This window comes from Caballeronia ptereochthonis (genome assembly GCF_001545075.1).
In the GTDB taxonomy this organism is placed as follows: domain Bacteria; phylum Pseudomonadota; class Gammaproteobacteria; order Burkholderiales; family Burkholderiaceae; genus Caballeronia; species Caballeronia ptereochthonis.
The window spans coordinates 65,082-74,457 of sequence record NZ_FCOB02000034.1 but is presented as its reverse complement, the minus strand read 5'-3'; the positions used below and the strand labels follow the sequence as shown (position 1 = coordinate 74,457).

At 61.7% G+C, this 9,376-nt stretch carries 5 protein-coding genes and 1 pseudogene; 2 read left to right on the top strand and 4 right to left on the bottom strand.

Annotation, left to right across the window (positions count from 1 at the left end; translation table 11 throughout):
* A pseudogene (locus AWB83_RS28915) lies at positions 1-183 on the top strand (hypothetical protein); the annotation flags it as partial.
* On the opposite strand, the gene AWB83_RS28910 reads toward AWB83_RS28915, so the two are convergent.
* The 3 genes from AWB83_RS28910 to AWB83_RS28900 are packed head-to-tail and all read right to left on the bottom strand — an operon-like array spanning position 184 to position 3,822.
* The gene (locus tag AWB83_RS28910; RefSeq protein WP_087049056.1) at positions 184-1,209 is read right to left on the bottom strand and encodes a histone deacetylase family protein; all 1,026 of its coding nucleotides are present in this window, start codon (positions 1,207-1,209) and stop codon (positions 184-186) included. It abuts the pseudogene before it with no gap.
* A 10-nt stretch (positions 1,210-1,219) separates the two neighbouring features.
* Entirely contained in the window at positions 1,220-2,476 is a 1,257-nt protein-coding gene (locus AWB83_RS28905) for a Zn-dependent hydrolase (protein ID WP_087049045.1), read from the bottom strand.
* Between the two features lie 35 nt (positions 2,477-2,511).
* Positions 2,512-3,822, bottom strand: coding sequence for an MFS transporter (locus AWB83_RS28900; RefSeq protein ID WP_087049044.1), 1,311 nt, complete (start codon positions 3,820-3,822; stop codon positions 2,512-2,514).
* Between the two features lie 154 nt (positions 3,823-3,976).
* On the opposite strand from AWB83_RS28900, the gene AWB83_RS28895 reads away from it, so the two are divergent.
* Positions 3,977-4,933 (top strand): LysR family transcriptional regulator, encoded by a 957-nt coding sequence (locus AWB83_RS28895; RefSeq protein ID WP_087049043.1) that lies wholly within the window; start codon positions 3,977-3,979, stop codon positions 4,931-4,933.
* A 150-nt stretch (positions 4,934-5,083) separates the two neighbouring features.
* On the opposite strand, the gene AWB83_RS28890 is transcribed toward AWB83_RS28895, so the two are convergent.
* A complete protein-coding gene (locus AWB83_RS28890) occupies positions 5,084-9,271 on the bottom strand; it encodes an RHS repeat-associated core domain-containing protein (RefSeq protein ID WP_143750122.1) in 4,188 nt (1,395 codons plus the stop codon).
* Between the last annotated feature and the right edge of the window lie 105 nt (positions 9,272-9,376).

Genomic DNA, 9,376 nt, shown 5'->3' with positions numbered 1-9,376 from the left:
GCGGTGTTCTTTCTGAGCGGCATCTGCACCTTGTTCATTCCGGACCGCCTCTACGACACCAGCGCGCGCGAGCCGAAAGACATCGGCCCCTCGACTCCCTCGCGCGATCCGAAGGCCGATGGCAGTGTTGCCGAAGGACTGCATCCCGTTGATGCCGCCGTTACGGCGAGGCGAACCGGGTAATCAGCCGCGCTTGCTCGAAAAGCCGCCAAAGAACGCCCGTGCGTTCGCCTCGAGACTCTCGAGGTGATAACCGCCTTCCTGCACGATGACCGAAGGCAAGCCCAGCGCACCGATCGTCTCGCCGAGTCGCCCGAACCCATCGGTCGTCACCGCGACCTGCGCTTGCGGATCGTCCTTGTAGATGTCGAAGCCAAGCGCCAGCACGAGCGCATCCGGCTCGAACCGCTTCAGCACGCCCAGCGCATCGTCGAGCTTCTCGAAGAACACCGCCTCCGACGACCCGTGCGGCATCGGCAGATTGACGTTGAAGCCGTCGCCCGCGCCCGTGCCGCGCTCGTCCTCGTAACCCGCTACCACGGGATAGAAGTTGGTCGGATCGCCGTGAATCGAAATGTAGAGCACGTCGTCGCGCCCGTAAAAAATTTCCTGCACGCCCTGACCGTGATGCATGTCGGTGTCGAGAATCACGACGCGCCCGAACTTGCTGCGCAGCGCCTGCGCCGCGATCGCCGCATTGTTCAGATAGCAGAACCCGCCCGCTGCATCGGTGCGCGCGTGATGTCCCGGCGGACGGCACAACGCATAGGTTTCACACGCGCCATCGTTGACCGCAGCAGCTGAAGCCAGCGCGCTCTGCGCCGACCAGTAAGCCGAACGCCACGTATTCGCGCCAACCGGACAACTGCCATCCGCAAGATGCCGCGCCGCCTTCGCGAGAATCCCGCGCAACGGATTGGGATCGCGCACATAGATATTCGACATCACTTCATCGCCCCAGTCGTCGGGCATCTTCTTCCACTCGCGATGTGCTTCCTCGAGAAAGCGCAGATAGTTCATGTCATGCACGGCGGCGATCGCAGTCGTGCCGTGATCTTTCGGCTCGATGACATCGAAATCCAGCGACTTCGCGGCGGCAACGAGACGCGCCGCGCGCTCGGGCACTTCCTGCGGCGTACGCATTTGCCCGCGCGACAGATAAGTGCGCGGATGATGCAGCAGTTGTTCGGGGTGAAAGAACGTTTTCATCGAGACTCCCTTATTGCGCATCCACGGTAGCCGCGACGCCCGCGCGTGCGAGCACCGCATTCAGCAGCACGTTTGCGCCGCGCGTGACGTCTTCAGGCAACGCGTCTTCGGCTTCGTTGTGGGAAAGCCCGTCGACGCACGGAATGAATACCATCGCCGTGGGGCAATAACGCGCGAGATGAATCGCATCGTGACCCGCGCCGCTGACGATGCGCTCGTTCGAATAACCCAACGCATCGACGGCCTTCGCCACCAGTGTGACGCAATCCGCATCGAAAGGCGTCGCGGGACTGCGCCAATACGTCTCGACCGACACCTTCACGCCACGCGCATTCGCCACGCGAGCAAACGCGTCGCGCAGATCGCGTTCCATCGCATCGACTGCGCCGTCCTCGTGATGACGCAGATCCACGGTGAACGTCACCTGTCCCGCGATCGTATTGCGCGAAGCATTCGCAATTCCAACCCGCCCGATCGTCACGAGCCCGCGCGGCGCATGACGTTCGACGATGTGCTCCAGCTCCCCCGCCATCTGCGCCGCCGCGAAATACGCATCCTTGCGATACGGCATCGGCGTCGTGCCGGCGTGCGCGGCGACACCGGTCACCGTCACGTCGAGCCAGCGGATCGACTGTCCGCCCGTCACCACGCCGATCGTCGTGCCGTTCGCTTCGAGCACGGGCCCTTGTTCGATGTGCGCCTCGAAATATGCATCGACGGCCTGGCCGTTCACGGCGCGCGTGCCGCGATAGCCGCTTTGCCTCAATGCGTCGGCGAGCGTGATGCCCTCCGCGTCTTTCTTGAGCAGCGCTTCCTCCAGTGAAGTGATGCCGGTGAACACCGCCGAGCCGAGCATCGCCGGCGTGAAGCGCGCGCCCTCCTCATTCGTCCACGAGACGATCTCGACGGGCTTCTCCGTCGCGAGGTTCGCATCGTTCAATGCGCGCACCAGCTCGAGCGCGGCGAGCACGCCATACACGCCGTCGAAACGTCCTCCCTCGGGCTGCGTGTCGAGGTGGCTGCCGATCAGCACGGGCGCCGCATCCTTCCGCGTGCCTTCGCGGCGCGCAAACAGATTGCCGATTTCATCGACGCTCACCGTCATGCCCGCCTCGCGGCACCATTGCGCGAACAGGTCGCGGCCGCGCGTGTCTTCGTCCGTGAGCGCGAGGCGCCGCACGCCGCCCTTCGCCGTCGCGCCGATTCGGGCCATGTCCATAAGGCTCTGCCAGAGCCGCGCGCCATCGATTTGCAACAGGTTTTTCATGTGTCTGTCTCGTTCGTCCAGTCTTGAAGTTCGCCTCACATCGCGCCGACGGATTCGGCATGTTCCGCATGCCTCGCACGACGCGCATCGAGCGCCACGATGCACAGGAGCGAGATGCCCGCAAGGCACGTATAGAAGACGGCGAGCGGCCACCATTGGCCCGTATAGCGATGCGCGAGCCACGTGCCGACGAGCGGCGTGAGCCCGCCCGCGATCGCGCCGCATACCTGATAGGCGAGCGAGATGCCCGAGTAGCGCACGCGCGTCGGAAACACGCCGGAGACGAAGCCCGCGATCACCGAGTAGAAGCTCGCCATGCAGACCACCGCGATCGCGATGCCGATCACCATCGGCACGGCCGCGCCGCTTTGCACGAGCACGAACATCGGATACGGCGAGATCATCGCGAGCAGCGCGGCGAGCTTCAGGAAGCGTGCGCCGCCCATGCGCTCCGCGAGCCAGGCGGCGAGCGGCTGCGAGAGAAGCTGGATGATCGCGACGGCGAAGAGGCAATCGAGAATCAGCGAGCGCGTCACGCCGACGTATTGCGTCGTGTACGCGATCATGAACGTGTTCGTGAAGTACACGCCCGCGATGCCGATCGTGTTCGCGCCGATGCACAGCAGCACGAGGCCCCACGCCGAACGGAACACTTCGACGATCGGCAGCTTGGCCGTGCGGTTCGACTCCTTCACGCGCTCGAATTCCGGCGATTCGTTCACGCCGAGACGAATCACGATGCCGACGATCAACAGCACCGCGCTCGCGAGAAACGGCACGCGCCAGCCCCACGACATGAAGTCGGCCTTGTCCATCGAGGTGACCGCCCGAAACGCGATCAGCGACAGAATCAGCCCGGCCGGACTGCCGAGCTGCGCGAACGACGCGAAGAACGTGCGGCGTCCTTGCGGCGCATGTTCGCCCGCCATCAGCACCGCCCCGCCCCACTCCCCGCCGACCGCGATGCCTTGCACGACGCGCAGCAGAACCAGCAGCGCGGGCGCGAGCATGCCGACCTTCGAGTACTCGGGCAGCAAGCCGACGCCGACGGTCGCGACGCCCATCATCATCAGCGTGGTCATCAGCGCCTTCTTGCGGCCGATGCGGTCGCCGAGATGCCCGAACACGATGCCGCCCAGCGGCCGCGCGAAAAAGCCCACGGCGAACGTCGCGAACGACGCCATCGTGCTCACGAAGCGGTCGCTGGACGGAAAGTAGAGCTCGCCGAAAACGAGCGCCGCGGCGGTCGCGTAGATGTAGAAGTCGTACCACTCGATCATCGTGCCGATGAAGGCCGCAGTCGCGGCGCGTCCCGGCTGACGGGTAGTGACGATGGCTTGGCTCATGCTGGCTCCGATGCACGTCGTGTGCGATGACATTCGATACGCGTCTTTATCGTCAGCCATAAAACATTAGTCAAATTTCGAGTTATTATTCAACGCATAAATTCAGCTAATAGTTGCGCGGCAAGGCTGCCGCACGAGGCTTCGAGGAGTACGCATGCGCACGGACATCGCCCGCTTTCTGAATGACCGGCTCGACTGGAACCTGCTGCGCACGTACCTGGTCATCATGCAGGAGCGCAGCCTGAGCCGCGCCGCCGCGCGTCTGTACGTGACGCAGCCGGCCGTGAGCCAGGCGTTGCGCCGGCTCGAGGAAACGCTGGAGCGCAAATTGATCGAGCGGCGCGGCCCGTATTTCGCGCCGACGCAGGCCGGCGAAGAGGTCTATCGGATTGCAAGCGACATCTACGGCAATATCTCGCGCCTCGAGACCGAACTCGACGACCGCACGGAGGACATTAGCGGCTCGATCCGTCTGCTCACGATCAGCCGCATCGAGTCGCCTGTGTATGACGAATTCCTGGCGGATTTTCATTGCGCGTATCCGCGCATCGATTTGCAGATCGAGGTGATGCGTTCGTCGGACATCATCTCGTCGCTGTTGCAGAAGACGGCCACGGCGGGGCTCAGCCTGTGCCGCACGCCGCACGAGAAGCTCGAGATGCGCTGCTTTCTGAGGCAACGTTATGCGATTTTCTGCGGGCGGCATCACCGCCTGTTCGGGAAGGCGTCGCTGACGATGGACGATCTGCTCGCCGAGAACTTCGTATCGTTCACGAGCGATCAGATCGGCGACAGTCTTTCCCCGCTCACCGTGTTTCGCGATCAAAAGGGGTTCACGGGCCGCATCGTCGCTTCGTCACCGAGTCTCGAGGAAGTACGCCGGTTGATCTTCGCGGGCTACGGCGTGGGCTGCCTGCCGGAGCACATCGTACGCGACGACATCGCGCAGCAGAGGCTGTGGCGCCTGCCGCCCGAGGAAGGGCTCATGGATGTCGACGTACATCTGCTCTGGCATCGCGACCGGAAGATGAACGCGGCCGATCACGCGTTTCTCGACAGCATGGAGCGCTGCATGCGGCGCTATTCGCTCGCTGAGCGGCTGGGGAAATAGCGCGTGTGATGGTGGGCTTCCCCCATTCAGTGCCAGGCAGAATCACGTACAGCCGCACTCCTCTGAGGCATTCGGCAATGCTCGTGGCATCGATCTCGTAACCCTTGAGCCGCGCCCCTCAAACAGGCATTCGATGACACGAACACTCGCCTATAACACGGTCAGCGTATAGGTATGCGGATGAAAGGTAAGCCATTGCACGCCTGGCGGAAGCTCCAGATACGCCGTGTTGCCGAGTTGGCGTGGTATGGCGGGACCTGTTGGCGCTATTACCGTCTGGCCAGTTTCATTGGCCAGCTCCTGGCCATACGACGTGTCATGAGGATTGGCGAGATCCCTTTCAGCGCCGGCATAACAGGCAATAAGCCAGATAGTCTGGTCTGCCCGAAAGCCCGGCGAGTTTCTGATCATGTGGGCCATCTCCGACGCACTGATGTAATCGCCGATCGTCTCACCAGTGACGCCCATGGGATTTCCATGCGACAACACGGAGAAGATATTTGTACCGTGATTAATCAACGAGCTCCAGCCGGCAACCAGCGGACCCGCCAGATTCAGGTTCACTCCCTGCAGTCCCATCGGGTCGATCCATCGTCCCGGGTTGGGCGGATACGCGTACAGGTTCATGCCGCCGAGCAGTCCTATAGGGTCCGGAGTCACGAAGCGCCCGGCATCCGGGTCGTAGTAGCGATACTGGTTGTAGTGCAGGCCCGTCTCGGCATCGAAGTACTGCCCTTGAAACCGAAGAGGTTGATGCATGTGCGCTGCCCGCGCGTCGGGCGGCCGAAAGGCGCAAGCGTCTTCCGTGCCCTCCGTTTCCGCAATGTTTCCCCAAGCCATGGATCGTGCCCGCCATTGCACGCGCCCATCGATGTCGGTCATCTCTAGCGGCATGCCGGCCTGGTCCGTATGGTAGTAAAGAACGGAGGTCCGGCGAGCCTCCCCGACATCGGCGCGATCGCAAGTCCTGACCTGCGCAAGCGGCGCAAAGCTATTGGGCGCATGCAGGTAGACATACGTTTGATCTTCACGTATCTCGCTCAAAAGGCGATTGGATTCCCAGACGAAGAATGTGATGGCTGCAGCGTCCCTTTTGAACAGACGCCGGCCGAGTGCATCGTATCCGTATTCCACGATCTCCTTCTCACCGTTACTCCGGTGAATCCGTGCACGCTCGATCTGGTGATTCAAGGAATGGTCGAAATGAATATGCGCATGTGCGCCACAAATCTTTTCGATGACGTTGCCGTATGTATCGTGGACGTACCGATTTCGTCCAGACTCCGTGACACGGTTGTCGATGACAGGAGAGGCGGCCCGTGCGCCAAGCAGGTTATGAGCGGGATCGAAATGAAAACACTGACGGTCCGACTGGATCAGTCGCCCAAGCAAGTCGTATGCATACCGATGCACGCCGGATTGCAGATCGGTCATCTCGCAGAGATTTCCGGCGCGGTCATAGCGATATGCACGTGACACAAGCAGCGTTGCCTCATGTCCGGACGCAGACCCAGCGAACGTCTGTTGGTCAAGAAGTCGCGCCCGACAATCGTAGCGATAGCGACTGATGAGACCTCCTTGCGTACGACTCACCTCCCGATGCAGCGCGTCACGCTCGATTTCGCTGATTACCTCGTGGTCGATGCTGATTCGGTGCACATGGCCCGGACCGTAATGCAAATATTGGATCTGGCGCCCGTCAGGCAGCGTCGTGGCGATATGGTTGCCCAACTCGTCGTGGTGATAGTCCAGCTTCAGCGAACGGCCCAATACATGAACGGTTTCGGTGACCAGTTGTCCGACGGCATCGAAGATTCGCTCAAGGCGGGAACAATCGTTGCACGCCTCGATCAACCGGCCTGCCGCGTCGTATCGCCAGGTAGTACGCTCTACCCGCTCGTCTCGTGCGCGAGTTCTCACCGTAGCCACAATCCGCCCCGCGCGGTCCCGTTCATACCGGGTGCGTATTTCCGCATCGCCGTCGCAATGGCCGATGCTGGAACACCGCCGCGCACCGAAGTCCAGCTTTTCGCTCGGATATCCCGACGGGTCATAGCGATAACGGACCAACCGCCCGTCGAATCCGACTTCCTCGATCAGACGGCCGACAGCATCGTAGGCGAACTGGTAACGCGCTCCGTTTTCGTTGATCAGCTCCGTCAGTCGGCGCGCGGCGTCATATCTGTAATGCACGCGATGCCCGAGTGCATCGATGCGGACCACGGGTCGTCCGTCCGCGGATCGCTCCCACCGCGTGGTGGCGCCGAGCGGATCGGTATAGCTGACCACGCGACCATGAGCGTCGCGGGTCAACTCGGCACTGCTGCCATCAGGATGCTGAATCTTGAGCAGACGTCCTCTCAGGTCGTACCAGTGACGCGTCGTCTCGCCGATGGCATTCGTCACGAACCGCAGACGACCATATTCGTCCCAGCCATAGCGGGTGGTTTGGTCCGCACAGTCTGTATAGGCAATCAGTTGTCCGCGCTCGTCGTATTCGAGTCGTCGCCGCTTCCCTTGTGCGTCCGTAATCCGGGTCAAGGCGCCGCGACTGTCATAGCCGAACGTGGTGACGTGCCCTAACGCGTTCGTCGCGCGACTCAGGTTTCCGGAGGCGTCGTATTCGTAGCGGGTAGTAGTGCCCAGCGGATCGGTTACGGCCACTGGCCGTTGCCATAGAGGGTGATGCTGAATCTCGACGCGCTCACCGGCCGCATCCATCAGGGACGTCCTGTTTCCCCATCGGTCATACGTGGCATCACGCATCCGGCCGCAGGAGTCGACAGACCTTACCGTTTGCCCGCTCGCGTCGACGTCGAACTTCGTTTCGTTACCCGCCGCGTCCACATGGCCCACGATTGCCAGCTGATCGTTGAACAGATAGCAACTCGTCTGTCCCATCGGATCCGTCACTTCCGTCTTTCCTTGCAGATATCGGAATTGCCAGGTCTGCATCAGATTGGTATCGATGCGCAGTACTCTGCCTTGCGGCGTATGGAGATCGTACTCATAGCGCGCAATCAGCGCTCCGGGCTGACTGTGCTCGGTCAGGATGTGATTGATGTATCGATATTCTCGCGTCGCCCGCCCCTCGGAATCTCGTACGCGGATCAAATCGCCCTCGCGCGAGTATTCGTACGAAACCAGCACTTTCGTTCCGAGTGTCACGCACTGCAATCGCCAAACGGCTGTGCTATCGGGTATCGGCAATGCCTCGTACTGCAGTTCCAGGACGCGGCCGGACGAATCGTGGATGGACACGGGCAGAACAGCATCGTCATAAAGGAGACGAACGTGGTTGCCGTGGCGGTCCTCGATGCCCAGGAGGGGAAGATGACAGGCGCGCCGGCCGACAGGATCATCTACGCTAACTGTCACGGGCCCGAACAGATAATGCATGCTGCTATTCGCGGACGTGACACGATAGCGGCCATTCGCTTCGCCACAAACACGATACCCGGTGCCCATGACAAACCGGGGATCTCCGGCCCCGGGCATGGGCAAACGAATGTTGTGACCTTGCGCGTCGACGAGCGTCAACGTGTCGCCCACCCGTTTCAGGGACTGCGAGAACGGCAGCGTCCATCCCTGCCCCAGTCCCACATCAATCGCGAGATCCGAGAAATAGCTGCGCTGCCATGGCAGCGGCAGTCTGGCTGGCAGTTCAAAGTCCAGATCCTCGCCTGCGCTCAGAAACTTGGCGCCCGTCACCGGGTTGACCGGATGGCCCACACCGTGGCTGTTCCTGCACGCTTGCACCGGTTCCTTGACGGCCTTGCCGCCGTCCTGGCCGCCTTGCTTTTCAGCTTCCTTTTCCCCCTGCTTTTCGCCCTGCTTCTGAGCCTGCTTCTCAGCCTGCTTCTCGGCGACCCGCTCGCCCACCTTTTGCGCTTCGCCCTCGGCAAGCTTGACGCCTGATTTCTCCGCCAGCTTGCCGACGTCCTCAGCCACCTTTACCGAGGAGGCCACCTCGCCCCCGCCGGGGAGCAGATCCATGATCGTATTGGCCAGCGCCTCTGCCGCACCTGCAGCATTCCCCTCGGCGATGTACACCCCCGCGTTGATGCCATTGAAAAGTGTGCCGATGACCGGAATATTGCCGAACATGTCCATGACCTCGTGAAAATGCTCCTTCCATTCCGGATCGGTGGCTTTGAGGTTGACGCCCTTGTGAAGGCCATACGTGCCGATCGGCCCGCTGTTGATTGTCGGACCAACCGCTGGATTGCCAATGGTATTTCCCGGATTGTTGCCTGAGCCCCCGCTCGAGCCATTGCTCGAACTATTCGAGTTGGCCCATTGCTGGACCTGCTGCGGCGTCCATTTGGTACGTGACACGATTCAGATCTTCACCATTGATTCGCACTGATCTCTCCGACGCGTTTCCTGCACAGGTTGCGTGCCAGCGACGGCCCCTTTCTGCTCGATTGCCACTTGCCCGGA

What these genes read in the sequence shown, in the direction of transcription:
- AWB83_RS28905 (WP_087049045.1), bottom strand. Translation starts at nt 2,476, where the DNA reads ATGAAAAACCTGTTGCAAATCGATGGCGCGCGGCTCTGGCAGAGCCTT.
- AWB83_RS28900 (WP_087049044.1), bottom strand. Translation starts at nt 3,822, where the DNA reads ATGAGCCAAGCCATCGTCACTACCCGTCAGCCGGGACGCGCCGCGACT.
- AWB83_RS28895 (WP_087049043.1), top strand. Translation starts at nt 3,977, where the DNA reads ATGCGCACGGACATCGCCCGCTTTCTGAATGACCGGCTCGACTGGAAC.
- AWB83_RS28910 (WP_087049056.1), bottom strand. Translation starts at nt 1,209, where the DNA reads ATGAAAACGTTCTTTCACCCCGAACAACTGCTGCATCATCCGCGCACT.